25 protein-coding genes and 1 riboswitch are annotated in these 26,077 nt (G+C 49.1%); of the genes, 14 read left to right on the forward strand and 11 right to left on the reverse strand.

What is annotated here, in order from left to right; genetic code table 11:
• Positions 1-9 precede the first annotated feature (9 nt).
• The 3 genes from JI735_RS12870 to JI735_RS12880 all read left to right on the forward strand — a co-directional run bounded on the left by JI735_RS12870 (position 10) and on the right by JI735_RS12880 (position 3,271).
• Complete coding sequence (locus JI735_RS12870; RefSeq protein ID WP_039835238.1) at positions 10-750, forward strand: ABC transporter permease; 741 nt, start codon at positions 10-12, stop codon at positions 748-750.
• A gap of 198 nt (positions 751-948) precedes the next feature.
• Positions 949-1,136, forward strand: a riboswitch (cyclic di-AMP (ydaO/yuaA leader).
• A gap of 184 nt (positions 1,137-1,320) precedes the next feature.
• Positions 1,321-1,827: an NfeD family membrane protein gene (locus JI735_RS12875; RefSeq protein WP_233476375.1), complete on the forward strand. Its 507-nt coding sequence runs from the start codon at positions 1,321-1,323 to the stop codon at positions 1,825-1,827.
• Positions 1,828-1,855: 28 nt separating this feature from the next.
• Complete coding sequence (locus JI735_RS12880) at positions 1,856-3,271, forward strand: flotillin family protein (protein WP_233476376.1); 1,416 nt, start codon at positions 1,856-1,858, stop codon at positions 3,269-3,271.
• 239 nt (positions 3,272-3,510) lie between these two features.
• Here JI735_RS12880 and JI735_RS12885 read toward each other — a convergent pair whose 3' ends face one another.
• Genes JI735_RS12885 through JI735_RS12895 form a run of 3 tightly spaced genes read right to left on the reverse strand, consistent with a single transcriptional unit; the run spans position 3,511 to position 5,407 of the window.
• The gene (locus JI735_RS12885) at positions 3,511-4,167 is read right to left on the reverse strand and encodes an ABC-2 transporter permease (protein WP_039835241.1); all 657 of its coding nucleotides are present in this window, start codon (positions 4,165-4,167) and stop codon (positions 3,511-3,513) included.
• Positions 4,167-5,027: an ABC transporter ATP-binding protein gene (locus JI735_RS12890; RefSeq protein ID WP_039835242.1), complete on the reverse strand. Its 861-nt coding sequence runs from the start codon at positions 5,025-5,027 to the stop codon at positions 4,167-4,169. The genes JI735_RS12885 and JI735_RS12890 overlap by 1 nt, the downstream gene beginning before the upstream one ends.
• A 2-nt stretch (positions 5,028-5,029) precedes the next feature.
• Positions 5,030-5,407 carry a GntR family transcriptional regulator gene (locus JI735_RS12895; RefSeq protein ID WP_025703781.1) on the reverse strand — a complete coding sequence of 126 codons (378 nt, stop codon included), beginning with the start codon at positions 5,405-5,407 and terminating at the stop codon, positions 5,030-5,032.
• A gap of 173 nt (positions 5,408-5,580) precedes the next feature.
• On the opposite strand from JI735_RS12895, the gene JI735_RS12900 reads away from it, so the two are divergent.
• The 4 genes from JI735_RS12900 (at position 5,581) to JI735_RS12915 (ending at position 10,122) form a co-directional block, all read left to right on the forward strand.
• On the forward strand, positions 5,581-6,261 hold the full coding sequence (locus JI735_RS12900) for a response regulator transcription factor (RefSeq protein WP_039835243.1): 681 nt from the start codon (positions 5,581-5,583) through the stop codon (positions 6,259-6,261).
• On the forward strand, positions 6,258-7,643 hold the full coding sequence (locus JI735_RS12905; protein WP_039835244.1) for a sensor histidine kinase: 1,386 nt from the start codon (positions 6,258-6,260) through the stop codon (positions 7,641-7,643). Before JI735_RS12900 ends, JI735_RS12905 begins: the two co-directional genes overlap by 4 nt.
• 71 nt (positions 7,644-7,714) lie before the next feature.
• Positions 7,715-9,400, forward strand: coding sequence for a S41 family peptidase (locus JI735_RS12910; protein ID WP_039835245.1), 1,686 nt, complete (start codon positions 7,715-7,717; stop codon positions 9,398-9,400).
• Positions 9,401-9,414: 14 nt separating this feature from the next.
• Complete coding sequence (locus JI735_RS12915) at positions 9,415-10,122, forward strand: DNA alkylation repair protein (RefSeq protein ID WP_039835246.1); 708 nt, start codon at positions 9,415-9,417, stop codon at positions 10,120-10,122.
• A 63-nt stretch (positions 10,123-10,185) separates the two neighbouring features.
• Here JI735_RS12915 and JI735_RS12920 read toward each other — a convergent pair whose 3' ends face one another.
• The 3 genes from JI735_RS12920 to JI735_RS12930 are packed head-to-tail and all read right to left on the reverse strand — an operon-like array spanning position 10,186 to position 11,908.
• On the reverse strand, positions 10,186-10,824 hold the full coding sequence (locus tag JI735_RS12920; protein WP_039835247.1) for an NADPH-dependent FMN reductase family protein: 639 nt from the start codon (positions 10,822-10,824) through the stop codon (positions 10,186-10,188).
• A complete protein-coding gene (locus tag JI735_RS12925) occupies positions 10,821-11,324 on the reverse strand; it encodes a flavoprotein (RefSeq protein ID WP_039835248.1) in 504 nt (167 codons plus the stop codon). Before JI735_RS12925 ends, JI735_RS12920 begins: the two co-directional genes overlap by 4 nt.
• Positions 11,321-11,908, reverse strand: a complete 588-nt coding sequence (locus JI735_RS12930; protein ID WP_039835249.1) for a TetR/AcrR family transcriptional regulator — start codon at positions 11,906-11,908, stop codon at positions 11,321-11,323. Before JI735_RS12930 ends, JI735_RS12925 begins: the two co-directional genes overlap by 4 nt.
• A 258-nt stretch (positions 11,909-12,166) precedes the next feature.
• Here JI735_RS12930 and JI735_RS12935 point away from each other — a divergent pair, with 258 nt between their 5' ends.
• From JI735_RS12935 to JI735_RS12940, 3 genes are all read left to right on the forward strand, one after another.
• Positions 12,167-12,766, forward strand: a complete 600-nt coding sequence (locus JI735_RS12935; protein ID WP_202677447.1) for a tetratricopeptide repeat protein — start codon at positions 12,167-12,169, stop codon at positions 12,764-12,766.
• Between the two features lie 427 nt (positions 12,767-13,193).
• Positions 13,194-13,367: a hypothetical protein gene (locus JI735_RS35645; RefSeq protein WP_233476377.1), complete on the forward strand. Its 174-nt coding sequence runs from the start codon at positions 13,194-13,196 to the stop codon at positions 13,365-13,367.
• A 5-nt stretch (positions 13,368-13,372) separates the two neighbouring features.
• Positions 13,373-14,998, forward strand: a complete 1,626-nt coding sequence (locus tag JI735_RS12940) for a sensor histidine kinase (RefSeq protein ID WP_233476378.1) — start codon at positions 13,373-13,375, stop codon at positions 14,996-14,998.
• 92 nt (positions 14,999-15,090) lie between these two features.
• On the opposite strand, the gene JI735_RS12945 is transcribed toward JI735_RS12940, so the two are convergent.
• The 3 genes from JI735_RS12945 to JI735_RS12955 form a co-directional block, all read right to left on the reverse strand.
• Positions 15,091-16,866 carry an ABC transporter ATP-binding protein gene (locus JI735_RS12945; protein WP_020428842.1) on the reverse strand — a complete coding sequence of 592 codons (1,776 nt, stop codon included), beginning with the start codon at positions 16,864-16,866 and terminating at the stop codon, positions 15,091-15,093.
• Positions 16,853-18,628, reverse strand: a complete 1,776-nt coding sequence (locus tag JI735_RS12950) for an ABC transporter ATP-binding protein (protein WP_202677645.1) — start codon at positions 18,626-18,628, stop codon at positions 16,853-16,855. The genes JI735_RS12945 and JI735_RS12950 overlap by 14 nt, the downstream gene beginning before the upstream one ends.
• Before the next feature lie 152 nt (positions 18,629-18,780).
• Positions 18,781-19,770: a DUF4003 family protein gene (locus tag JI735_RS12955; RefSeq protein WP_202677448.1), complete on the reverse strand. Its 990-nt coding sequence runs from the start codon at positions 19,768-19,770 to the stop codon at positions 18,781-18,783.
• Positions 19,771-19,953: 183 nt separating this feature from the next.
• On the opposite strand from JI735_RS12955, the gene JI735_RS12960 reads away from it, so the two are divergent.
• Positions 19,954-21,849 carry an ArnT family glycosyltransferase gene (locus JI735_RS12960; protein WP_202677449.1) on the forward strand — a complete coding sequence of 632 codons (1,896 nt, stop codon included), beginning with the start codon at positions 19,954-19,956 and terminating at the stop codon, positions 21,847-21,849.
• Here the strand turns inward: JI735_RS12960 and JI735_RS12965 are convergent.
• Complete coding sequence (locus JI735_RS12965) at positions 21,813-22,358, reverse strand: ClbS/DfsB family four-helix bundle protein (protein WP_039835254.1); 546 nt, start codon at positions 22,356-22,358, stop codon at positions 21,813-21,815. The two genes, JI735_RS12960 and JI735_RS12965, sit on opposite strands and share 37 nt — an antisense overlap.
• A 279-nt stretch (positions 22,359-22,637) precedes the next feature.
• Between JI735_RS12965 and JI735_RS12970 the strand changes: the two genes are divergently transcribed.
• The 3 genes from JI735_RS12970 (at position 22,638) to JI735_RS12980 (ending at position 25,670) form a co-directional block, all read left to right on the forward strand.
• Positions 22,638-23,420, forward strand: a complete 783-nt coding sequence (locus JI735_RS12970; protein WP_233476379.1) for a Fic family protein — start codon at positions 22,638-22,640, stop codon at positions 23,418-23,420.
• 322 nt (positions 23,421-23,742) lie between these two features.
• Entirely contained in the window at positions 23,743-24,738 is a 996-nt protein-coding gene (locus tag JI735_RS12975; protein WP_039833131.1) for a hypothetical protein, read from the forward strand.
• A gap of 377 nt (positions 24,739-25,115) precedes the next feature.
• On the forward strand, positions 25,116-25,670 hold the full coding sequence (locus JI735_RS12980; RefSeq protein ID WP_039833133.1) for a GNAT family N-acetyltransferase: 555 nt from the start codon (positions 25,116-25,118) through the stop codon (positions 25,668-25,670).
• A gap of 131 nt (positions 25,671-25,801) precedes the next feature.
• On the opposite strand, the gene JI735_RS12985 is transcribed toward JI735_RS12980, so the two are convergent.
• The gene (locus JI735_RS12985; protein ID WP_202677451.1) at positions 25,802-26,059 is read right to left on the reverse strand and encodes a hypothetical protein; all 258 of its coding nucleotides are present in this window, start codon (positions 26,057-26,059) and stop codon (positions 25,802-25,804) included.
• Between the last annotated feature and the right edge of the window lie 18 nt (positions 26,060-26,077).

The raw sequence follows: 26,077 nt of genomic DNA on the forward strand, positions 1-26,077 counted from the left end.
GGTGTGATTATGGAATTTTTGATGAAAGCCGAACGAATGAAGCTGCAGTATCCCGTCATCTTCATCCTGTTCCTTATCGGTGCGGTTGGAACGGTGATGCTCGGAATCAATAGTTTAGATTCAGAGAATTTTGCCGGTTTCTATGTGCGCGGCTGGAAAACCTTCTATCTGCATATGGCCAGCTTTCACGGCTTGTTTTTATATCCGCTTTATGCCGGGGTGCTGGCTTCTTTTATCTGCCGTTATGAGCATATTAACGGGGGCTGGAAACAGCTGTTTTGCCTGCCCATTCCCCGTTCCCGTGTCTATTATGCCAAATTGGGGACGCTGATGCTGCTGTTGGGTTTAATTCAACTGCTTTTTGCCGGCTCTTATCTGCTCGCGGGAGAACTGCTTCACTTGGGGAATGATTTGGATGTTACCGAATTGATCACCGGTACGGTTGGGGGCTGGCTGGCTATCCTGCCGTTTGCGGCGCTGCAGTTATGGGTGTCCATGCGCTTGAAGTCGTTTGTGTCCTCTCTGATTTTATCGGCTTCGATTGTGATAGCCAATATTGTGCTTACCGGGCTCCATGCTTCGATCGGTGCCTGGTTCCCCTCCACAACGGCCTATTACGCAATGTACCCAAGAGGAACCGCTTTGTCGCCCCGGCTGGATGTGATCCCGTTCATTCTCATTGTGGCCGCCACCTCTGCTGCGTACATCTGGGCGGGCCGCCGTTCGCTTGTGCGTGGGGCTCGGCTATAGAGAAGTGTTGAGGTGCCTCACTGCTTTCGAGAAATGGAGCAAAATAGAGTAAATCACCGGCCGCTTAAGAGCGAAACCCAAGAATGCGCCTTCATTCGTGAAGTGGTGGCATTTTTGGCTTCTTTTGTCACAGGAAACGTTTTACATTAAACGGCTACAGGCGTAAGATTCAAATCAGCAACCGAATGAAATATAACTGTTCTCAAATGGCTGAATTCCGGTACTGGGAACGGGGGAACCAATGGTGAATGCGGCTTTTGCTGGGATAGCTTCCGCTCACCTGGGGTGAATCCTTGCAGCGTGCTGACAAGCCGCTTCTTGCAGGGTAGGGCAATCTCGCTGCCCGAATCCGTCAGCTAACCCCGTAAGCCTCGAAGAGAGAGGATGAGCGCCATGATCGATTAACCGACCACGGAGAGCCCTGCCGCTTCTGTGGTCTTTTTGCTGTGCAGGCGATCTGCATGAGAAACTAAAAATCGTATAACAACGATATTTAGAGTATTTTGATACGATCTAAACTGCTTAAAAGGAGGGATAGTTATCGTTACTGTATTTATCGTGTGCTTCTGGGTGGGACTATTGCTCCTCCTCAGCGGCGGATTTCATGGGCATGGCCTGGCGGGCCATCTGCATGCGGGAGGCGGCGATGCTGGTGGTCCGGGCTTTGTGCCTATACTCCCTCTGATGGTGTTTGTCACGGTCTGGGGCGGCACTGGTTATGTGCTTACCCGGTTCAGCGGAATAAATATGCTTGCCGTGTTGCTGATCGGCACCGTGGTTGCCTTGCTGGTCGGCTGTCTGATGTATGCGGTGCTGGCCCGGGTGATGACCCGGTACGATAACAGCATGAATGAATTGGATTATGAGCAGGCGGGGCAGCTCGGGTATATCAGCATTCCTGCAGCGGATGGAGCAGTTGGAGAAATGAAATATGTGCTGCACGGAACGATGCGCTCCATTGGTGTGCGGGCAGAGCCCGGGCAGCAGCTCGCCAAGGGCGACAGGGTGATTATTTTAAAGGTGGAAAAAGGAATGGCGTCTGTAACCCTCTTCGAGAGGGAAAGCGGACAATTATAAATAACGGGGAGTGTCGAACCGGATGGTTATGCTCTATTTAATCTCGGGAATTGTTGTTGTTATTCTCCTGGCTTTGTTCAGTATCGTGAACGCTTATAAAAAAGTTCCGCCCAATCAGGCGATGATAGTCTACGGCCTCGGCGGAAAAAGAGTGGTTCAGGGCGGCGGGACGTTCGTCATCCCCGGCTTCCAGAACAATAAGACCATCTCCATGATGCTGATGAGCTTCGATGTCATCCCGGCGCAGGCGATGTTCTCCCAGCAGGGCATCAAGCTCAACCTGGAGGCGGTGGCCCAGATTAAGATAAAAAGCGATCCAACCGCTATTCTGACGGCCAGTGAGCAGTTTATCGACCGGCCGGAAGAGGACCGCGAGACGATTATCCTGCATTCGGTGGAAGGCCATTTGCGCGGCTTGATCGGACAATTGACAGTGGAATCCATTCTAAAAACTCCTGACGAAATCAACAGCAAGATGCGGGAGACCTGCTCGGAAGACCTCGACAAGATGGGGCTTGAGGTAGTCAGCTTCACCATTAAGAAAATTACGGATGACAAAGGGTATATCGACAACATGGGGGTTCCGGAAATTGAGCGCATCCGCCGCGATGCCAGCATCGCCAAGGCAGAAGCGGAACGCGATATCCAGATCAAGCAAGCTGAGGCGGAGAAGGAATCCTCGATTGCCAAAGCCAATGCGCATCAGGCCACCATCGAAGCGGGAACCGCCGCCCGCGCCAAGGAATCTCAGTTCGAGAAGGAATTGAACATTAAGCAGGCGGACTTTAAGCTGGAGACAGAAGTGAAGAAAGCCCAGGCGGATCTTGCGTACGAATTGCAGCAGAACAAAATCAAGCAGTCGCTGGTTACCGAGCAGGTCAAGATCACGCAGATGGAAGCGGAGGCTAACCGGACTGTCCGGGAAATTGAAGTGGAGCTGAGACAGAAGGAGCTGGAGGCAACGGTGATCAAGCCGGCCCAGGCGGAGAACCAGGCTACGATTATGAGAGCGGAAGCGGCCAAGCAGCGGCAAATTCTTGAAGCGGAGGCAGAGGCGGCCACGACGACCAAGCGGGGGCTGGCCACAGCAGAAGCCGAGCTGGCGAAGGGGAGAGCCAACGCGGAAATTGTACAATTGGCTGGAGCGGCGGAAGCGGGAGCGCTGGAGAAGAAAGCCGAGGCGTACAAACAGTTCACGCAAGCTGCGCTTACAGTGGAATTCCTGAAGGTCCTGCCGGAATTGGCCGAGAAAATCGCCTCTCCGCTGGCCAAGGTCGATAAGATTACAGTGATTTCCCAGGATGGAGCTTCATCCGGCGTGAACAAAATTACCAGCGATATCGCCAAAATCATGACCCAGGTTCCTGAATTGACAAAGACGCTTACCGGCATGAACGTGACAGAGGCGCTCAGCGGGCTGCTCGGGCGGGATAAGGAGCAGTAATCTGTAGCTTCGTAGGAATAGGAATAATAGATTGAAGGTTTTAAAACAGTCAACAAATGGAGATTCAAGTGGAAAAAGGGAACTTAATTGGGTGATTTTACTCTCAGGAGCGAAATGAACTGAATTAGTAATCCTTTTTCCACTTGGATTTTTTTATAACTTTTTCCTGACTCAATTTGAACAACATTAGGATAGAACTTCCGGGCGTGCGGCGTACCTGTTTGTCCTTCTTTCATTTCTTAATATAAAAGTTCCTTCTTTGAGAAGATCGCATAGCTGATTTTGTACATCATCAAGTTCCATACCAGCGCTATCACCGGGGAGCAGCACAGCAGGATCAATTCAAGCTGATCTGTGAAAGAAACACCAAAGAAGATAAGAATCTCATATACACCAAAGCAAATTACAGCGGGAATGATAAAGGAAACAAGTGATAATGTACGGGCTTTTTCTGTACCGAACTTAAATAAGAGAGGGATAGACATACTTCCTAAGATTTCCGCAATCACAAGTCCAACCACAGCCACTACCGGCAGAGTGAGGACGTCGCTCATGTTGCTGTAATCAACTTTACGGACGATGATGCCGCCAATGAAACCAATCACTAGACCGATGACAACACCGATAATCGAGAAAATCAGCAGAACGATAAACTTGCTAGCCACTAAGTCTTTTTTGGTAACTGGGGTAACCATAGCATATTTCATCCACTTGGAGTTGTCATCAAAGCTGAACGTAGTCATAACCATCATGCTGCATAGAACCCCACTCGCGATAATATAGGCTTCCGGTCCGCTGAAAGGAACAAATATGAAGGCAAAAACCAGCAGCATAAAAAACATGGATTTTGCGTTGTGTCCAATGTTATACAAATCTTTTAAAATCAAGCTTTTCATTACACCTGTTCCCCCTTTACATAGAGAAGAAGAATATCGTCAATAGAAGCGTCGTCCACTACTGCCGTCTTATGCTTGCGGCGCGCTTGTTCCTTATCGGCAACCAGCACATCCCACTGATAGTCGCACTTCCGGTAGGCAAGGACCTCCGATTTGTCAATCTGTTCAAACAGCGCTGCCCCGCAACGAATAATACCGTAGTTGTAACGTAGTTCGTCCTTTGCCTTACAGAACAGAACTTTTCCCTCGTGAATAAAGGTGATGTAATCAGCCACTTTCTCCAAATCCGTTGTGATGTGGGAAGACATCAGGATAGAGTGGTTTTCGTCCTGTACAAAATCCAGAAAAACATCCAACATATCGTCACGCATGATAGGATCAAGTCCGCTAGTCGCTTCGTCCAGGATCAGGAGCTTTGGCTTATGGGAGAGTGCTACAGCAATACAAAGCTTCATCTTCATGCCTTTGGAAAATGTTTTGATCTCCTTGTCGGGAGAGAGCTGGAACTTTTTTAAATAACTGTGGTAAAAGGCTTCGTCCCACTGTTTATAGGCAGCCGCTGAAATTTTGCCGACCTTGGCCGGTGTGAGGGTTTCATAAAAGTTGATACCGTCAAACACAACGCCTATGTCCTCTTTGATTTGCTTAGGATTAGAGGACAGATCCTGACCCCAAAATGTGACGATACCTTCATCCTTTCGGATGAGTTCAAGAATGGCGTTAATGGTGGTGCTTTTGCCGGCACCGTTCTCACCAATCAGCCCCATGATCGTGCCTCTCGGAATAGAAAAGGAAACCTGATCCAGCTTGAAATCAGGATATTGTTTGGTTAGGTTCTCAACCTGCAAAATAGGTTCCATAGTTATTCCTCCTCTTGGTAAAACATAGTCAAAAGCTCAATCAGCTTGCTGAGTGGTATACCGCTGGTACGTGCAATATCTGCGGCCTCCTGCAAATGTCCTTCTGCTTTTCGCTGTTGTTCTTCTTGGAAAAAATCTTTGTTTTGCGACGATACAAAACTCCCCCGCCCAACAGTCGTTTCAATAAAACCATCCCGCTGCAAATCCTCATAAGCCTTTTGTACGGTAATGACACTGACATGAATAGATTTGGCCAATGCACGCATGGACGGAATAGGGTCGCCTGTCTGTAATTCTCCGCCCATAATCATGGCCTTAATCTGTGAGGTGATTTGTTCATATATAGGCTTGCTCGTATTACTGCTGATGATGATTTCCACACGGCTCCTCCTTTACAGTGTATTACAATGTACTTATTAAATAAGTACATTATAGTTAGGTAGAGTGCATTTTGTCAAAGGAGTTTCCAATGGCTTTTTTTGAAAGTCTTAGGTCACCCCATGTTATTATTAGATAAGTTAGGCAATACATTCCCATTTGGAGGACGGTTTGGATGGTCAAAATTCTTATCGTGGACGACGATCCGCACATTCGCGCCCTGATGCGCCTGTACTTGAAGAATGAAGGGTTCGATCTGGCCGAGGCGGACAACGGCATCGATGCGCATGCCGTCGTCAAAGGTTCAGGCATCGATCTGGTTATCCTCGATATTATGATGCCGCATATGGACGGATGGGAGCTGTGCCAAGCGATCCGGATAAGCGATCCCGACATTCCGCTCCTGATGGTAACGGCCAAGGGCGAATCGGGTCAAAAGATCAAAGGCTTCCAGCTCGGGACCGACGATTATATGACGAAGCCGTTCGATCCGGTGGAGCTGGTGATGAGGGTAAAAGCATTACTGCGGCGCTCCCGGATTGCCTCTTCCCAGGTCATTGCGCTGGGGGAAATCGTACTGAACCGGAAAACGTACAAGGTTATGCGGGGAGACGAGGAACTGACTTTGCCTCTGAAAGAATTCGAGCTGTTATTTGTGCTTGCCGGCCATCCGGGGCAGATTTTCACGCGGGAGCAGCTGATTACCCAGATCTGGGGCATGGATTACGAAGGAGACGACCGGACCGTCGATGTTCATATCAAGCGGCTGCGGGAACGTTTTGCCGGGGACGCCCGCCATTTTCGCATTGAGACGGCACGAAGTGTGGGCTACCGTCTGGCGGTGAATCCGGGATGAAAACGTTATACGTCCGCGTCGTGCTGACTTTTCTGGCCGTTATCGTCATCAGCCTGGTCGCATCTCTGCTAATCTCCCTTGCCCTATTTCAGAAGGCGCTTAACGCTACGGGTAAAAACGATATGATCGCGGCCGGCAACCGCATCATCCGTGTGTATGAACAAACGAATCCTCCGGATTTGGTTACTTTTATGGACAACATGGCCGAATTGGTTTCTTATACCCTGCAGCTCTACGACGGCAATGGCGGGGTGGACTCCTATGTACCGGCCAAAGGCAGGCAGGCCGGGAAGATTAGCCCGGAATCTGTCCGCAAGGTGCTGCAGGGAGAGGTGTACCGTTCGCAAGGACAAGATAACGGAACGTTCATCGGCCTTCCGTTTGTATCTGAAGGGAAACGTTATGCCTTATTTGTGCAGAGCTCTTCCAAGAACGAAGCCGCGCTCATCCGTCTGTTCTTTACCATCCTGCTTCTCATGCTCGCGCTCGGAAGCTTGGGTATTCTCGTTGCCGGCAGGTACGTGGTGAAGCCTCTCCAGGCAATAACGGATGCGACTAAGCGGCTGGCCAAAGGCGACTTCGAGGTTGAACTGAAAATAAACCATGGAGACGAACTGGGAACACTCTCGCGGAGCATTAACGATATGGCCCGGGAAATCAGGCAAATGGAGCGGATGCGGCAGGATTTTGTATCGAACGTGTCTCATGAAATCCAGTCGCCGTTGACTTCCATCTCCGGTTTTGCGAAGGCATTGAAGGATGGGAAGCTTGACATCGGGGAGGAGGAACGCGAGCAATACTTGGATATTATCGTTACGGAGAGCGACAGGTTGTCCAGACTCAGCGATAATCTGCTGAAGCTCGCTTCCCTCGAATCGGAGCATCATCCGTTCAAGACGGAAACCTATAATCTTGATGAGCAGCTTCGGCGGGTGATTGTCGCATGCGAGCCCCAGTGGTCGGCAAAAGACATCCGCGTCGATATGGAATCCCCTTCCGGTGCTGCTGTCCGGATAACGGCCGACAAGGATCAACTCAATCAGGTGTGGATGAATTTGCTCGGAAATGCCGTCAAGTTCACGCCCTGCGCCGGACAGGTCTTCATCGCAATCAGCCAGCCCCAGCCGGGTGAGGTTGCCGTGGCCGTAAGCGATTCCGGGACCGGCATTGCGCCGGAGGATATAGGCTTTATTTTTGAGCGCTTCTACAAAGCGGACAAGTCGCGGGCAGAAGACCGTAGCGGCAATGGTCTTGGTCTGGCCATCTCCCAGAAGATCGTAGCACTTCATCATGGAAGCATAGCGGTGAAGAGTACGGCCGGACTGGGCACAACGTTCACCGTGACGCTCCCCGTGGGTGCTCCTTCTGATTCTGTCTTTTAGTTCACGCTCCGTTCATATTTCTCCCATAAGCTCATTGCGGAACACATTGAACGATTGGAGGAATAGGAACGATGAGCTTTCTGCTAAATCTATTCGATTCATTGAAATGGCTGACTGGCTGGGAAATGATTTTGTGCGCGCTGTACTTGTTTGTCTTGCTGGGTTATGCTTTTCTTGAGAAAAATAGATGGTTTTATTTTGTTCCCGGCGTGGGCGTAATGCTTGCAATTATAAGTCTTATCCTTGGCGATGCCTCTATACTGGCGCTGCTGATTTATGCCTCAACGGCCATACTTTTCTTATGCACCATTAGGAGAATCTTTAAACCAGCCGTTAAGCCGCTGTCCCCCAAAATTCGGGGCATCATGGTTATCGTTTGTGTTCTAGGGTTCCTGCCTACGCTGCTTGCCTTAAGCATTGCGGGTGAAGTCCGGTACAATCCGGTGAGCGATTTAAGCGATAAGAGCTATACCCAAGCTTTTATCGCGATGAACGAACGATTGTCCACCGAATATCCTTTTGGAGACTGGAAAAAAATCGATTGGGCAGCAAAGAAGAATAAATACGGGCCTTTATTCCGCCAAGCGGAAATCAGCCAAGATCCGAACCTCTACTATAAAACCTTAAGGGATTACCTCTTTTCTTTCCGTGACGGTCATATCCAAATCGTGAACGAACATCTGTATGACGGTAATAGCGTATTTAAGAATGAAGTTGGCGGCGGCGTCGGAATCAGTACGATTCAATTGGATGACGGCAAGGTGTTGGTTAGCTTGCTGGTACCGGGCAGCCCGGCGGATCAATGCGGCATCAAGCTTGGAACCGAAATCATTTCATGGAATGGGAAAGACGTTAAGAAGGCATTAGATGAGACGTCTTGGAGCGAGAACCCGCCGGCAACGGAAGGGGACCGGATATTAAATCAAGGACGTTTCTTAGCAAGAGCCCCGATCGGCCAAAACATCCAGGTCAAATTCCGGAATCAGGACGATCCGGCGGTCATAACTGCGGCGCTTACAGCCTATGACGATCAGTACGAAACCTTGAAGAAAACGAAGGTAAAGCTGAAGAAAGAAGATCCGCCCGTGGAAGGCCAGATCCTTAAGAAGAACTATGGCTACGTAAAAATCAGATATTTCCTTCCTGGTGCAACGCAATCCGATCCCGCGAAAGCACTGGAAGACACAATAAAAGAGTTTCAGGAAAAACAAGTAAAGGGAATAATCATTGATCTGCGGGATAATCCGGGCGGCGATGATGACCTTGTTGCCCAAATGGCGGGACATTTTGTGAACAGGAAAAGGATTTTTGAATACGTCAGTTACTACAACCGGAATACAGGACGTTTTGAAATCAACCGCGCCGAAACGAGAACCGTTCAGCCATCGCGGATTTACTTTCCAGGGAAAATAGCCGTCCTCATTAATCATAACACCGCGAGCTCGGGGGAAGGCTTACCTTTGTTCTTAAAAGGAATGCCCAATGTTAAGATAATCGGCTTTACGTCTACGAATGGTTCGTTCGGCATAGTCTCCGCTCCTATAGAAATGAAAATGCCGGAAGGATATGTCGTGCAGTTCCCCGACGGAAGATCCCTTAATCAAGACCACAAGATTCAAGGCGACAGCGATGAACAGGGACAAGGAGGCGTAACGCCTGACATTACGGTTCCCATGAACGGGCAAACATTTAAAATGAAGTTTATTGAAGGACAGGACGTGGAATTGGATTATGCGTTAGCTTCCTTCAATGGCTAAAAGGAGTGTTAAGAATGAATTTAGAAATGGTTATGCAGGAGCTTGAAGCGCTCGGCAAGGAACGGACCAAAAAAATCTATCAATCCAATGGCGCGCATGAACCGCTTTTTGGCGTAGCTACAGGTCAAATGAAGCCGATTGCCAAAAAAATAAAAATAAATCAGCCTTTGGCGGAGCAGCTCTACGCTACAGGGAACTACGACGCCATGTATTTTGCCGGAATCATTGCAGATCCGCAATCGATGACTGAAGCCGATTTTGAGCGTTGGATAGATGGGGCATATTTTTATATGCTGTCTGATTATGTGGTTGCGGTAACCCTGGCAGAAGCGGACATTGCGCAAGAAGTAGCGGATAAATGGATCGCAAGCGGCGGAGAACTGAGAATGTCTGCGGGCTGGAGCTGTTACTGCTGGCTTTTGGGAAACCGCCCGGACGATGAATTTTCCGTAACGAAGCTTGCCCATATGCTTGAGATTGTGAAGAATACGATCCATGATTCTCCCGAGCGGACGAAGTACGCTATGAATAATTTTATCTACACCGTTGGGGTATCCTATGTGCCGCTCCATGAGGCAGCGGTCGAAACCGCAAAGACAGTGGGTCCTGTTGAAGTTCAAAAGGACAAGAAAAAAAGCAGCTTCCTGCTCGCTTCTGAACGTATTCAAAAGGCGGCAAGTAAAGGGGAGCTTGGGTTCAAACGCAAACATGTAAGATGTTGAGCGTCCGGAAGCAGTGCGTATGAACCCCTTATATAGTCCGTATGATGACGAAACTCTGCCACTCTACAGCCTTCTCAATATATCCTTCTTCTTCAGGCCGTTTTTCTTGGCGGTGGCATTCCAGAAGGAATGTGTCGCTGTGAATTTCCAGGCGAAGCGCGGGAAATTGGGGCTGAACAGCATGGATTCATCCACACTGCGCGAATGGATATTGCCTGCGAGGCCCTGCATGGCATGGCCCAGATTCTTAAGCGGTCCCCGGCCAACGGGGACCTTCTCCAGAAAGCCCATCATTTCACCGGCGCCCTGGCCGAGTCCCTGCCCGAAATGGAGGCCGCAGCGGCTGCACCAGTTCTGAATGATCTCAAGCGCAATGTGATTTTGCCGCCCCTCGTAAAAACCGTTGTTGATGAGGGCATATACGTAAATGTCCCCCTCACGCTCCGCTTTCATGTATTCCTCAAGGGCAACCAGCATCCTGAACAAATGTGACGGTATCCCGTCTACATACAGCGGAAAGGCGATAACCAGCACATCCATGCGGCACAGCTCGCGGTATTGCTCCGGGGTAAGCGGTTTTTTGTTCAGGTGATAGGTGGTGATCTCATGCCCGGTGCGGATAAGCGGCTCGAGTATGCCAAGCATTATGGCCGAGTTGCTTTTTTTCACCTTAGGACTTCCGTTGATCAGGGCGATTTTCATGCCAATACCTCCTTGGCGGCTTGCAGACTATTATGGAAATATACCGTATTTCCTGTAGAATACAAATTCACACTGTTCGCCGCGACCAGCTTTCTGGCCGTTTCCATTTCCGCTTCCGTAAGGCCTTCCCCGTAAAAATGTACGGACAGGGCAAACTGATGATCATAACGTTTCCGATGATGGGTTTCTCCGCTTTGGGTGGAGAAATAAGGGAGAACGTAGGAGATGCTCCGGTTTAACACATTGAGGATGAAGGGGCTGTAGCTTCCATACACGCATTTGCTGATAATCATCAGTTCGTCGCATTTCGAAAAAAGTTCGCCTATATTCTGATAGCCGTCCTTGAGAACACAGACTCCGGGCGTCCTGACCCAGCATCCGAAGCAGCCCGTGCAGTGGCGGATGGTGCCATTATCGGATATGACTGTTACGTCCTCCTGCGGAGCTTCCGCCCATGCTGCATACTCCTGCTGATCCAGGTCGTGAATAATCATTTTCATTTGTCATCCTCCTTATCGAGTACCGTTAAGATCGAAAAAGAATCGCGCCAGTTGCCGGAATACCGGACACCGTTATTCGTGAGCAGCGAGGCGATGCCGTGCACCATGGACCACAGCGCAATCAGTTGATGCGAATAAGAGGCTTCCGGCAGACCGGTGCTCCGGAACATGTGAAATGCCGTTGTCCGGAACAAAGCGAACGGCGGGTAATTATCGGAACTATAGTTATCCAGATCAATGATTATGCCTGAATGATAGTAGAGGAATTGAAAGTACTGCGGATTCTCTATGAAAAAGTCTATGTATGCCTGCCCCAATAAAGAAATGGCCTCGCGGCTGTCCTCCTCTCCCATAATGGATATGCGCAGTCTCTCCATAAATTGCTCTGTGACATGCTCGCCCATAGCGGCAATCAGTTCATCGACATTTTTAAAATGGCTGTAAGGGGCGGTATGGCTGACATTGCACTGTGCAGCGACTTTGCGCAGGGAAAAGCTTTTTACCCCTTCTTCGTTAATAAGGCTAATACCCGTTTCGATGAGCTGCTTGCGTAAATTGCCGTGGTGATAGGGTTTTTCCTTCATCGTGTAAATGCTTCCTTTCATCAATCTTAACACTGTAAAGATTGTAACATGGAATCTTAGCGGTGTAAAGATTTGGAATATATATAAATTGAACTTAGGCCAATTGTGCTTCGGTGTTTGTGCCGCTCCACAGGTGAGGCGGGTGGCCTTCAGGTCCAGGGAATAATTGGATGCCTGAATTAGTTCCTGCCAGTTATTACTTGTTCATAGGGGTATGTTATAATTCCCTTAAATTACTGAAGAAATCTGGGAGGAAACATGAAAGCAGGCAGAAATGATCCTAGCCAATTTAACATGCACCGTTTGGGGGCCATGCTGAAGGAGTATTTGTATGAGAGTTCAGGCGAGCGGATTCTGGAACAGTTTTGGGGCATTTGGACGGCGATCAGGGACCATATAATCATTCCCTTCAACTACCGTTCATTTGCGCAAATTACGGAGCGTTTCGATTTTCCTTATGAGATGGACGCTGTCTTCTTCGGCACGGAAGCTAAGATGGTTCGGGAGTGCCTGGAACGGCAGGATCCCGAAGCTTGGGACCGGTTGATCCGGCTATACCGGGAGATGATGGAATATTTGACGGATATGTACGAGGAAAACAGATTGAACCTGCGCCGCTCCTATGCGGAAGCGCACTTTTATAAGGGCGAAACCGGCACAGCTGATGCGCTTTTTAAGCAGTTGACTGAAGAGCATCCGGAATGGGTCTGGGGATATGTGGGCTGGGGGATATGTATAATCCCCAATTTGACTCTTCTGCAGCGGGCAGTAAGGATGAGGCTTTGCGCTTGTACCAATCGGGGTTGGACAAGGTCGCGTCCGATAAGGATGTTCTGGAAGAACGGATCATGGAGCTGACAAGGCAATGAAAGGCAGAAACCAGCCGTTGCCGGAGCACGAATTGCGGGCTATTCTGCGGGCTGCCGGCGATATCATTGCCCAAGGAGGGCGGGCGCTTCTCTCCAAAATATTAAAAGGCTCAAAAGACCGGAAGCTGATGATGCGGAATGGGAACAGCTATTGCAGGAACGGAGCCAAACGCTGCTTCCCGTTTCGAAGAATCCGATCATTCTGGCATGCCGGAAATGCGGCAGTCCTTTCTTGTTTGAATGAAAAGACCCCCCGCTATTATACGAGCGATGGCTTGTGCTCTCCGAAGGAATTCCGAAGAAAAATACATGGTATCACCAATTCTTGAAGATATTATTAACAACATGAAACACAACAGAAGAGAGAAGATAAAAATGAAAGCGGTTTCTACGGCGCTGGAATCGGAGGGGAAAAAGTGAAGAAGATCAGCAGACTGAAGCTAAAACATCAGATCCTACTAATCTTTTTATTTCCGGTAATCATATTTGCGGTCATGGAATTCTACTTCTATTACAGCTTTTTTAATCTGACACAGGAAAGAGCTGCAAATTACGGGAACAAATCATTGAACAAACGCGCCAGAAGATAGACTCCGTGTTCAACGAAATCAAACTCAGTACCAACATTGTGGTCAATAATAAGAAGATACAGGAATTTACCGTTGAAGGTAATGATTATAAAAGGGATTTTGATATAGGCACTTATGTAATTGATTTAATGGAATATATGAGGTCCTTTAATACTTACGTGAACGGAATTATGATTAACGATAATCATGGAAGAAGTGTATACAGCCTGGCTACAGCCAACGGTGATATCTTTTTTTTGAACCAATATGATGAGTTTATCAGCAAGTATAAAAATGACAGTGAGCTTGACAAAAAAGGAAGGTTCACAAAGCTCTTCAAAAATGAAAAAATAGGAAGCGAATATTTTTTTTATATAGTACCTATTATCGAATCCATCGGCGGGGTTCATTTCTCGCAAAGAACGGGCTATTGCTCGGTTATGGTTAATATGGAGAAAATAAAAGGACTTGTTGTTAATACGGAATTAACACCTAACTCTACGTTGTATATCCTGAACAGCCAAAATGAGGTCGTTGCCTCAAACCATACGAATTCCAGCAGCAATATATTCAAGGAAATCCTTTCTGTGGACCAGCATAGTCTAGCCAATGGCGTAAAAACAAAAATAAACGGAAAAGACGTCATCGTTCAGGAAAAAGGCTTGGAGCAGGCGGTCGGGTGGCGTATATTAAGCATGATTCCGGTGCATGAACTGACCACTGATATGAATGACATTAAAAACATCAGCTTCATTGCCGGAATCGGCATCACCCTCAGCATGATTATTCTGGTGTATTTTTTCTTGAACAATCTGACACGGCCTGTCATGGGGCTGGTAGCAGATATGAAAAGAGCCGGCAAAAGAGATATGAACTTTAGGGTAAAGGTGCGCTCAACCAACGAAGTTGGGGCTTTGGCCTATGATATCAACAACATGATTGACAAGATGGAGGAAATGACGAGGGATGTCTTTAACACCCAGGCCAGATTATATGAGTCGGAGCTGAGTAAAAAGCAGGCTGAATTTTCGGCCCTGCAGAGTCAAATTAACCCGCATTTCCTCTATAACACCTTAAACTGCATAAGCAGCATCGGGCTTGAATATGGCAGCAAGGAAATCGCGCAGATCACCTCATACATGTCTAAAATATTTCGCTACAGCATTAAAAAAGACGAGCTGGTTCAGATCAGTGAAGAAATTCAATGTATTAAGGCATATATGAATATTATCTCCATCCGGTACGAAAACAAGTTCTCGATGGAAGTAAATGTGGATGAAAAGCTGCTGGAAAGGGGGACGCCTAAAATGATCCTGCAGCCCATTGTTGAAAATTCAGTGTATCACGGGCTTGAAAGCATCGACGCAGGAGGATATCTCCATGTGAGCGGCCATATCGATGCCAACGGAGATGTATGTTTTCAAGTAGCCGATTCCGGCAAAGGGATCGCTCAAGAGGAGCTAGACAGCATCAAAGCGAAGCTGAATATGGACCATTCGGAGCGAGTGAAGAACAGCCTTGACGGAAAAAATATCGGTCTTTCCAATATCAACAACAGGATCAAGCTGCTGTTTGGAGAAGATTACGGCGTAGAGATACACAGTCAGCTGGGTGAAGGCACTAAGGTGACCGTTAAGATTCCGTATATTTAAGCAATGAGGCAATGAAAAGCAAGCTTTCAGCGCAAACAAGCACAGGCCTTGTATCACGGCCTGTGCTTGTTTGCCTTATCCAAATATGTGCCTCAAGCTTCCATCTTCTGCGCCGTATAGAGCTTATGGTAAAGGCCACGGCGTGCGATCAGCTCATCATGCGAGCCGCTTTCGGCAATGCCTTTGTTCGAGACATACATGATGCGGTCGCAGTTCTTAACGGTGGAGAGCCGATGCGCGATGATGAAGGAAGTCCGTCCCTTGAGCAGCTCGTTCAAGCCTTTTTGCAGCAGACGTTCTGTCTTCGCATCAATGGAAGAAGTGGCTTCGTCCAGGATGAGAATCCGCGGGTCGGCCAGAAGGGTTCTGGCAAAAGAGATGAGCTGCCGCTGTCCCTGCGACAGCTTGGAGCCGCGCTCATTGACCTCGGTCAGGTAGCCCTGGTCAAATTCACGGATGAAATCGTCGGCACACACCGCCTTGGCGGCGGCAATCACTTCCTCCTCGGTGGCATCGAGCTTCCCGTAACGGATATTGTCCAGAATGGTGCCGGAGAAAATGAAGCTGTCCTGGAGCATAATCCCCATCTGGCTGCGCAGGGACTTCAGCGTAATCTGTGAGATATCCTGGCCGTCAATTAGAATTCTGCCCCCGGTCAGGTCATAAAAGCGCGAGATCAGATTGACGACAGTGGTTTTGCCTGCTCCTGTCGGTCCTACCAGGGCAATGCTCTCCCCTGGCTGGACATCGAAGGAGATATTCTCCAGGATGTTGAGCCCCGGGTCATAGGCGAAGGTTACATGGTCAAAAGTAACCCGGCCCTGAACGGACGGAAGCTCCCGCGCATCCGGAATATCGCTGACGGTCACCGGTTCATCCAGCGTTTCAAAGATGCGCTCCAGGTAGGCTACCGCATTGATGAAGCTGTTGTACAGGTTCGACAGATTCAGAATCGGCTGCCAGAAGCGGGCGGCGTAGCTGCTCATGGCCAGAATGACGCCAAGGGTTGCATCCACGGGGTCCAGAGTCAGCAGTCCCACAAGGAAAATCAGAGCCGTAACGATGGTGGACAGGTTGTCTACCGAAAAAGGAATCAGCATATTATAAGACACCGCCCGCATCCATTCCTTGCGGAAGTTGCCGGCCAGGCGTGTGAAAATCCCTGCATTCTGCTGCTCGCGGGAGAAAATTTGGGTCACGCCAATACCGGTGATGCTCTCCTGCATGTAGGCGTTCAGATTGGAGCTTTTGTTGGACACGGCCTGCCATGCGCGCCGCTGCCGGGTTTTGATCAGCAGCATGATGCCGAGGAAAACAGGCAGTCCGGCAAGAATGACGAAGGACAGCCTTACATCCACAGCGAACATAAAGGCGGCGATAAAGATTAGATTGACAATTTCCAGAATAAAGTTAATGATACCGTTCGATAACACATCCGAAACGGAGTTGACATAGTTTACGACCCGGATCAGAATTTTGCCCTGCGGACGGTCATCGTAATATTTAAATGGCAGCTGCTGCAAATGCGCAAACAAATCCGTACGGATGTCAAAAATAATATCCTGTCCGACGCGGGTCATGATACGCGAGCGGATGGTAGCGAGAATAACGCTGACCACAATGGTCAGCAGCATCAGCAGCGACCAGCCAAGCAGGGCCAGCTTCTCCTTGGAGGGAATGGTTACGTCAACGACATGCTGCATGATCAGCGGTGCCGACAAGGCGATGGCTGCCGAGAGCGCGCTCAGGATAAACGCGATAATCATCGGTTTCTTTTTCCGCTTGATATAGATCATTGCCCGGCGGAAATGCCTGATGTCAAAAGGCGATTCCAGATTCTCGTCGACGTCGAATTTATTCCTGGCCATGAGCCATCACCTGCCTTCCAATACCCTCGTTCTGCAGCATAAACACATCATAATAATACCCCCGCTTAGCCAGCAGCTCGGCATGGGTGCCTTCTTCGATCAGCCGTCCGTTATCCAGAATCAGGATGCGGTCAGCCTCTGCCGTAGTGGATACCCGCTGCGCAATAATCAGCTTCGTGCAGGGGTAATCCAGCCCGCGCAGACTTTGCTGAATGTGCTCCTCGGTCTCCAGATCGACGGCAGAGGTGGTATCATCCAGGATCAGGATGGACCGGTGGACCGCCAGGGCTCGTGCGAGCGCAATACGCTGCTTCTGGCCGCCTGACAGGCCGACCCCGCGTTCCCCGACCACCGTGTCATAGCCTTCAGGCATTTTGACTATGAAGTCATGGGCGGCTGCAAGCCCGGCATAGGCCACGACCTCTTCTTCCGGAAGCTCAGGGTCGCCATAGGCGATGTTTCCGTCGATGGTGTCGGAGAAGAGAAGAACGTCCTGGGTAGCCATGCCGATGTTGCCGCGCAGCTCGTCAAGCTCCAGCTCACGGACATCAATCCCGTCTACCAGCACACGTCCGCCGGATACATCATAGAAGCGCGGAATCAGATTAATCAGTGTGGTTTTGCCTGCTCCGGTTGAGCCCATAATGGCAATCGTTTCACCGGGTTCCACCGTAAAGCTGACATCGTCCAGTACTGTAGCGCTGTCATATTTGAAGGTGACATGCTCGAACGTGATCCGGCCATCGTAACGCCGCTTGGTCGTGGCCTGATGCTCGTTGACAATAGCGGGCCGGGCGTAATAGATTTCGACGATCTTGGTCAAGCTGGCAAAAAAGCGCTGAATGTCGTTGATAATGATCCCGATGTTGCGCATCGGGTTCGATACAGCCCAGACCAGGGAAGAAAAGGCTGCGAATTCACCAAAGGTGATCCGGCCGTCCATCAGGTACAGCCCGCCAGCCAGCATCAGAATGACGTTGAAGGCCTGAGCAAAGGTTTCGAGATAAGGAAAGTAATCAAGCCACACAAGTGCGGCTTTTTTATTCGCTGTCGAGTAGTTGACGTTCTTTTCCGTAAATTTCTCGATCTCGTACGCCTCGCGGGCAAATGCCTTGACCACCCGGTTGCCGGAAATATTCTCCTGTGTGGTTGTATTCAGCTGGGACAGCCGCTCGCGGAGATCCACATACATGGGGCGGACATGCTTGGCAAATATGTAGGCCACGATAAAAATAAGCGGGGACAGGGTAAGCATCCACAACGTCAGGCCGGTATCGATACTGAAGAAATAGATCACGGCCGCCGCAAAAATCGTCAACGATTCAATGATCGTTTTGAAAATCCACGCCATCGAGTGGCGGACCATGTCCAGATCCCCCGTCATCTTCGTCATGAGGTCGCCGGTCCGGTTATGATCGTAATATTCCCGGTCCTGCCCTTGAATCTTGTTGTACAGATAAATGCGGATGCGGTACAGCATGTTCTGGGAAGACCGCTCATACTGCATGGTCGTAAAATAGGCCAGACCTGTGCGCAGCAGAGAAAAGCCGATCATCCCCAGACAGAGCGCGATGAGCAGCCCCCGTTGGTCCGTCAGATTCTGCACGGCATGGTCTCCGGCAATAAACGTATCCACAATACGCTGGCTGAGGTACGGATTCACAATCGTCAGAGAGGAGCCAACCACCGACAGGCATAGCGCCATAATGTACCGGGCCCGGTTCCCCTCCAGATTCTGCCACAGCCATTTTAGTTCAAACATCTGATCACCTGTTTCTGCGTGTTCTTTCACCCTGCCATACAGGAAGGAGTGAACAAATCAACGTGATTATATCACTAACAGGCAGCCAGCAACCGGAATTCCAATATTTTTTGTTACAATCGATTGAACTTTTGAATGCGTAACCAAAGTTGTCAGCTGGAGGAAGAAGCCGCCGCAGCCGATGCGGCGGCAGCAGCGGCAATCGCGGCCTGCTGCGCGATTACAATATTAGTAATGTTGGTGGAGAGCATCGTGGTGACTACACCGCTTTTTGCCTCATCTACATAATTGAAGGCCACCAGGGCAGCCGACAGCAGCAGCAGCTCCTGCTTCGTAATGGACCAATTGCCGAAGCCTTTTTGGGTGCGCAGATATTCATAAGTTTCCGACACACCGTTCACAATGTCCTCATGAACGCAAGGCAGCAGCGATAATACGCCCAGAGAGGATAAGGTATACTCTTTATCCAGCCGAAGCCCTCTTGCCCGGAAGGCATCCCGGAGTGCAAGGACCTGGGACACCGTTTCGGAAGCATTATCCCCAAGCACCAGCACCTGCGTCAGCGCCTGCACACTGTTTCCGGACAGAAACTCAGGTTTCAGCGCAGCATAAAGCTCCTCCATGCGCTGAAGTCCGCTCTCAACAGGAATACCGGAAAGGCCGAGCAGGGCAGCAAAGATATAGTCGTCCCGTCCCGTAAGGAAAGGATGTCTGGCTTTCATGCCGTCATAGAATGCTTTTGCCCGTTCTACCGTCTGCAGGTATTGATCCGATGCTGTATTCACAGCAATCTGATAGGCGGCAATCACGAGATGATCTGATCCTCTGAACTTGGCGTCCTTAAGCAGCTCATAGACAGCCAATGTGTCCACAAGCTGCTTCTCTTGACTAGCAGACAGGGAGAGCAGGGCAGCAAGGCCAATTGCGGAAGTGCTCCGGAAGGAAGAAAAGCTTCCGGTATGCTCCTTAATCAGTTCAAAGCTGGCGCGGATCGCGTCACTGTCGGCTATCTTGTTCTCGGCAGTATACAGCAGTGCTGCCAGGCGGTTGACCTGCGCATTTTTCCAGGCAAAATCTTTTTTGACTCTCTGTGCATTTTGAGCAAACAATTCAAGTCTGGCTGTGTAGGATGACTCTTTCATGGGATACACTCCTTCATCGTCTGTATTGAACATCGTATCATCTCTTACGTAAGTTCCTTCTTCGCCGTTCCTGTTCGTTCCTGCGTGATTTTCATCAAATTTTCAGATTGGACCCTTATACTGCTGTTAAATATTCAGGCATGTGATGATCCGAACGAAGCACTGCCGGATGGAGGTTTGTCCATGGTAAAGGGAATTCAACGAACACTGTATGTGATATTGGCTTTTTTCATCGGGCTTTTTATCGCTTCGTCTTTTTTTCTCCGGGCGGAGTATAACTATTTCGCTTACGGCGACACGCCGGTTCTGGCAAAGCAAAAGCTGGCTCTTTTTATGGTGCTGATCGCAGCCGTCCTCGCCTTAAGCGCCGTTCTGTACAGAATGTGCCTGAAGCTGGATAAGTACAGCCCCAGGATGGTTATTCCGGCCACGCTGTTATTTTCCTGTGCGATCCAAATCGTAATCATTTTTCTATTTACCCGCTTGCCGACGGATGATTCACAGACAGTGCTGTCGCTGGCCAGGGATATGCTGTACCGGAACGATTATTCCTCCTTTGACACCAGCGGTTATCTTCACATGTTCCCGTTCCAATTCTCAATCGTCCTGTACTTGAAGACACTGCTGTACCTGTTCCCGGATAATTATCTGGTCATCAAAAGCTTCAATATTCTGTTTTCGCTGGTTACTACATTAATGATCTACCTGCTATACAAAGAGCTTAACAGCAAATCCAAACAAAATGACTATGGGGTCCTGGTCTTTGCTGCCACTTACCTTCCTTCGCTGTTCATGAGTAATCTCATCTATAATGACGTGATTGCTACCGCTTTTCTGACCAGTGCATTATATTTTGCTGTAAGATTCATCAGAACCACTTCATATAAAGACGTCCTGCTTACAGCCATTCTGCTGGCGGCCGGGAATTATTTCCGCAGCATCGGCGTTATTTTTCTGATAACGGTTCTGCTTACCCTTCTATTTCAAATGCGGACCCTCGGATGGAAAAAGGTCATCCCCCCAGTAATCCTAACGGTTCTGCTGTTCAATGTTCCGGGCTGGACGCAAAATGCTGTGCTGCAGGGAACGCATACCGTGGAGGAATCAGTGAACACAAACTCAGCGCCTGTCTACATGTGGCTGAATATGGGCGTCAACCTGGAGACATTCGGGTTCTGGGATAACCGGGAGAGCTACAGTATTTATCAGCAGGATGCGGGCTATAACAAGGCGGAGAGCGCCAGACTGTTCAAGGCGTCCATTGCCGATAAGTTCTCGAAGGCCACTGCAGGCGAATTAGCGAATATGTATTATAAAAAGCTCATATGGACCTGGACCGAAGGCACGTACCAGATGGAGAGATACGGCATTGGAAATGACGGTTCGTCCAGCAGCGGTGGCAGAATGGGCTTTGTGATGGACCGCTATGTATACACTACATTTGCTTCGGACTGGTTCAAGGGGGATTCGAATGCCAGAAGCGGGCTGCTCTGGATGCTGTATGTCCTGAATATCCTCATGTATGCTTGTATTCTCGTGCGCTTAATCAGTGGCATAAAAGCAAAACGGTATGCGGAAACCCCGCTGATTCTGGTCATTCTGGGGTTCATCGGGTTCTATCTGTTATGGGAAATCAAGTCCCGTTACATTTACCCGGTATATCCGCTGCTGATTGTATTTTTTTATATTGGATTTAAGGACGTATATGATTATACGTTTGGAAAGAGGGGACTTAGGATGCGGACTCAAAAAAGCTATATCTCATTGCTGACCGCAGTGCTCAGCTGTTCCATGCTGCTGGCCTCCTGTGACGCCATCACCTCCCAAAAAATCACGGATACGGACTCCGGCTCCAGAATGAACGGTTTCCCGGGAAGAAATGGCGGCACGGACTTTAACGGCGGGGGCAGAGGCAACGGAAACGGCGGCTTTCCGGGCATGAACGGCGGAACGCAAAGGAACGGCGGCTTACCGGACATGAATGGCGGAACGCAAAGGAATGGCGGTCAAGGGACGGACGGCGGTCAGGGGACTGACGGCGGTCAAGGGGCGGACGGTGGGTCCATCGGCACAAGATGAAGGTGTTTCTTCCACTTTCTGATTTTTGCCCGGAAGCTTGTGAACGGGGCCGCCGAATTGATATGAATCCACCGGGCCATCGGCCAGTTCTCCTTGCTGCCTGTCCATTTGCGGATTCCCTGGATGAACAGCTCTTCTTCCGTCAGCGTGCTGACCCAGTCCAGCCATTGCTGCTCTGTCTGCCGGAATAAGTCCCGCAGTTCGGGCAGAGAATACTCTGCGTATGCTTCGTAAAAAGACTGGTACAGTCCTCCAAGCTGATTCCATTTATAGCCGGGAGAAGGCATAATAACCGCTCTGCCCTCCCGTTCATCCTTGTCCCAACCCATCACAAGCTGAAGCCAGCCCAGCTGGTAGGCGATAATCTCGGCGGGCGTTTTATCCACCCCGGGAAGCCTCACATCTTTTTGACTCGTATCGACATCTTCAAATTCCGCATCCAGCAGCACATATTTGCTGTGGATGGCCTCTAACAAATCTTTCTTGGACGAATATTCATAGCTTGCCATAGCGGTGCACCTCCTATTTCTCGCCGAAACGGGTCCCGTCCTAATAAGGACGGCGTAGCCGTTTCTACTTGTGTTATAGCATAGCTCAGTGACAGCAGTATGTCATATTTATCTTAATATTGTTAAATGGCCAGTAGTCTCATTGCGTTCCCCGAGCTTTCGGGTTCAATTTATGCTGTATGAAAATATTGGTATTGTAGACTAACGGCATATTATAATAGATTCAAACGTACCCGGTGTTGGTCATACGCATACATATCGTATTATAAAATCATAATTATGAAAAAGGTAATAAAAAGGGAAGGAGTGAGCAGTCTGGACTACCCCGAATTACTGCGTAAAAAAGCCTTATACGAGCAGGCCAAACATACACTCCCGGAAGTAACCGTCAAAAGTTATGTACAGGCGTTTGAACTGGAGTATACGCATAACTCCACAGCGATTGAAGGTAACACGCTTACTCTTCTGGAAACCAAGGTGGTACTGGAGGAAGGGCTGTCCGTAGGTGGCAAGAAGCTGCGGGAAATTTACGAGGTCATTAACCACAACAAAGCCTACCAGCATGTAAAAGCCTGTATTGAGCAAGGGCTGCTGCTGGACGAAAACATCATCAAGGACATTCATGCCATCCTGATGGAGAATATTATGGTGGGTGGTGTCTACCGCAATGTAGAGGTATATATTTCAGGAGCTGCACATACACCGCCAATACCAAATGAGATGTACCGTCAGGTGCAAAACTTTTATGCTGATTTGGCTGATAAAAAGCCTGTTAACATCATTGAGCTCGCGGCGTGGACGCATGCGGAGTTTGTGCGCATCCATCCGTTTTCGGACGGGAACGGGAGAACATCACGGCTGATTATGAACTACCAGCTGCTGGCGAACGGCTTCTTACCCATCTCTATTGCGAAAGAAAGCAGACTGGATTATTTTAATGCCCTGGAAGCCTACGCTGTACATCGGGATCTGGAGCCTTTTGCTGATATGATTGCTTCTTTGGAGGAGCAGCAGTTGGATCGTTACTTGGGGATGATCGACAGACAACGGGAGCAGCAGTAAGTCTCGAGTATGGTAACTGCCCTGAACGAAGGGAGCGTCAAATGTCCGGAAACGTCATAAGGCTGATACCTGAAGGCAACTATAAGCTAATTTTGGCTCGTCTTCTGGATGATCGTTCGATCTTTTGCGATATTCATGTATTTGATTCGTTACAGTTTATTGATCAGGGCGGGGACTCCGAATATGTGGCCTGCCCTTTTTGTTCTGAAATACTGGATGTTGCATGGTGGCAGGAAGAAATGTCGATGGAAGGGCATCTAGGGTGTAAGTTAAGGGTAGTAAAGGCGAGATATTAGAAAATGTGGATTAAACGGAGGATAGAATGGGACAGAGGGCAAATCTGCTAATTGTAAGAAATCGGTCTTATGAGCTGTATTATAGCCACTGGTGTGCGAATACACTGCCACGGGACTTGTTCTGGGGTCCTGAATATGCCGTCGAATTTATTGAACTTCAAACAAAGGTAGATGAATCCGGTTGGCTTAATGATATATGGGCTGAAGGCGGTGCTGTCCTTGATCTGGACATTAAGAAATTATTGATTTACGGCGGCGAAGATATACGGTTTGACATTCCGCTTCGAAATCTATATATACAGCTTATGCAAAAGACGTGGAACGGCTGGGAGATCGAGTGGGCTTATGGAGGTATTGCAGATTTAGCTTCTTATGTAGGCTACCCCAAGGAAAAGGTGTTAACCGTTGGTGATAGTGATTTGAATAGTATCTGTTTAGCGCCTCCTGAAGAGAAAGACTGGGTTGAAACGGTGGCAAGTGTAAGATTCTCAGCAAATGAAATGCTAATATTCCCCTTAGGGGGAGGGATTGAAGAGTATTTGCTTCACGGCCTTGAAATAGTTGATAAGATCGATAAAGCATATGGCTATCAAAAGCTTGCTCTTAGCGAATGGAAGAAAGACTTTCCTCTGGGTGGCTTCCATCTTGATATTCCTCAAAAACGATTAGAATTTTGGCATGCTGACGTGATTTCCGGCTTATTCAGTCAGCTTCAGAATAAATGGCCCGGCTGGGATATTAATGAGAAGTTTAGTGATTATGCTGCACAACTCCGGAGCACACAAGGTCTGCTGGAGTTTCCGGCGGTCAACGGACAGCAACTACTCGAGGAACTAATTGTTCATCTGTTGAATGAACCATCGAACCCATTAAATGCGCTGTTCTATTTAGCTGAGAAGCTGGGAGAAGAAGGCAAGGAAGTGGAAATAAGCCCCTACGCTTTATCATATAATAATAGGCCCCTAACCAAGGAGTTAAAGGAAGAAATATTAGCCTCTGCATTAAAAGGCCTATCCTCATAAACAGTATAATACTCTGCAACTACGAGTCCCCCGTCTTCAACCGCGAAGGTTAGGCTCTCTTCTGTTTGGTAATAGACCGGATACGCAGATGTTATAGCTCCAATTCTCTCCGCTTCTGGCGGCTTGCTTTTGCTTGAATGGTCCCTTCGTGGCTGCCGACATCATCTCATAGCGGGGATGACCGTCACGGAGACGAGGGCATCGGCCCAGACTCATCAGTGTGAAAAGAAATCCACATCAGCGGATTGAACCAGTGGACAACAAACACCAGGACCGCAAACGGCTTAATCAGATAATGGATTGTGAAAATATAAGGAGGGTGCAACATGAATCAGCAGGAACCATGGAAACAACTTGATGCAGAGTCCTCAGAGTTTCTGGATATCTCCATCCGGGAAATGACGGCTGAGGATCAGGGCCGCTGGACGGATATGGACGATTCTTTTTTTGTAGATTCAGCTCTTGTCCTTTCATACATAGAGAATCAGTTCACATACACCGTAAAAGACATTCCAATCTATGAGAAAAGATACTCAGAAGAAACCTCTGAGCAGGCAGACGTAACAGAGGATTCTGAGTACATCAATAACCCCGATCAAGTGGTTTATTTGGCTTTTGCGGAACAACAGGCGGTGGGGCGAATGGTATTGAAAAAGAATTGGAACCGTTATGCGCTTATTGAGATGATCCAGGTGGACAAGCAATTCAGAAGGTATGGGATCGGCCGACAACTGATGGAACAGGCCAAGCGCTGGGCGCAGGAACGGGGATTGCCTGGAATCATGCTGGAAACGCAGAACATCAATGTGCAGGCATGCAGGTTCTATGAGCGCTGCGGGTTTGTAATTGGCGGGTTTGATCAATATGTGTATAAAGGAATCCCCGCCGTCAGCGGTGAGGTTGCGGTGTACTGGTATCTGCTTTTTGAATAGTGGGGGGAGCATCTAGATTCAGGGCAGTCAGACAGACAGTCTGGGTGGAAAAGAGGGCAAATACAAAGAGCCGTGCGGCAAACACATCTCTCGGAGCATAGCCGCTTTAAGGGCGGCGGCTTATTAAAGTCTTACCTGCGGCAATAGGACCGCTGGCTCCCCCGCCGGGGGCAGAATGCCGGAAACAACGGCAAAAGTGCCGTTGTTGTGTCGCCCCAGGGCGGAATGCCGGGAAACAACGGCAAAAGTGCCGTTGTTGTGTCGCCCCAGGGCGTAATGCCCGGAAACAACGGCAAAAGTGCCGTTGTTGTGTCGCCCCAGGGCGTAATGCCCGGAAACAACGGCAAAAGTGCCGTTGTTGAAGCCGCCCGGGCATTCCGCCCGGGCACCTCGCCGTTGTTCCCCCG

The organism is Paenibacillus sonchi, assembly GCF_016772475.1.
GTDB lineage: Bacteria > Bacillota > Bacilli > Paenibacillales > Paenibacillaceae > Paenibacillus_AQ > Paenibacillus_AQ sonchi.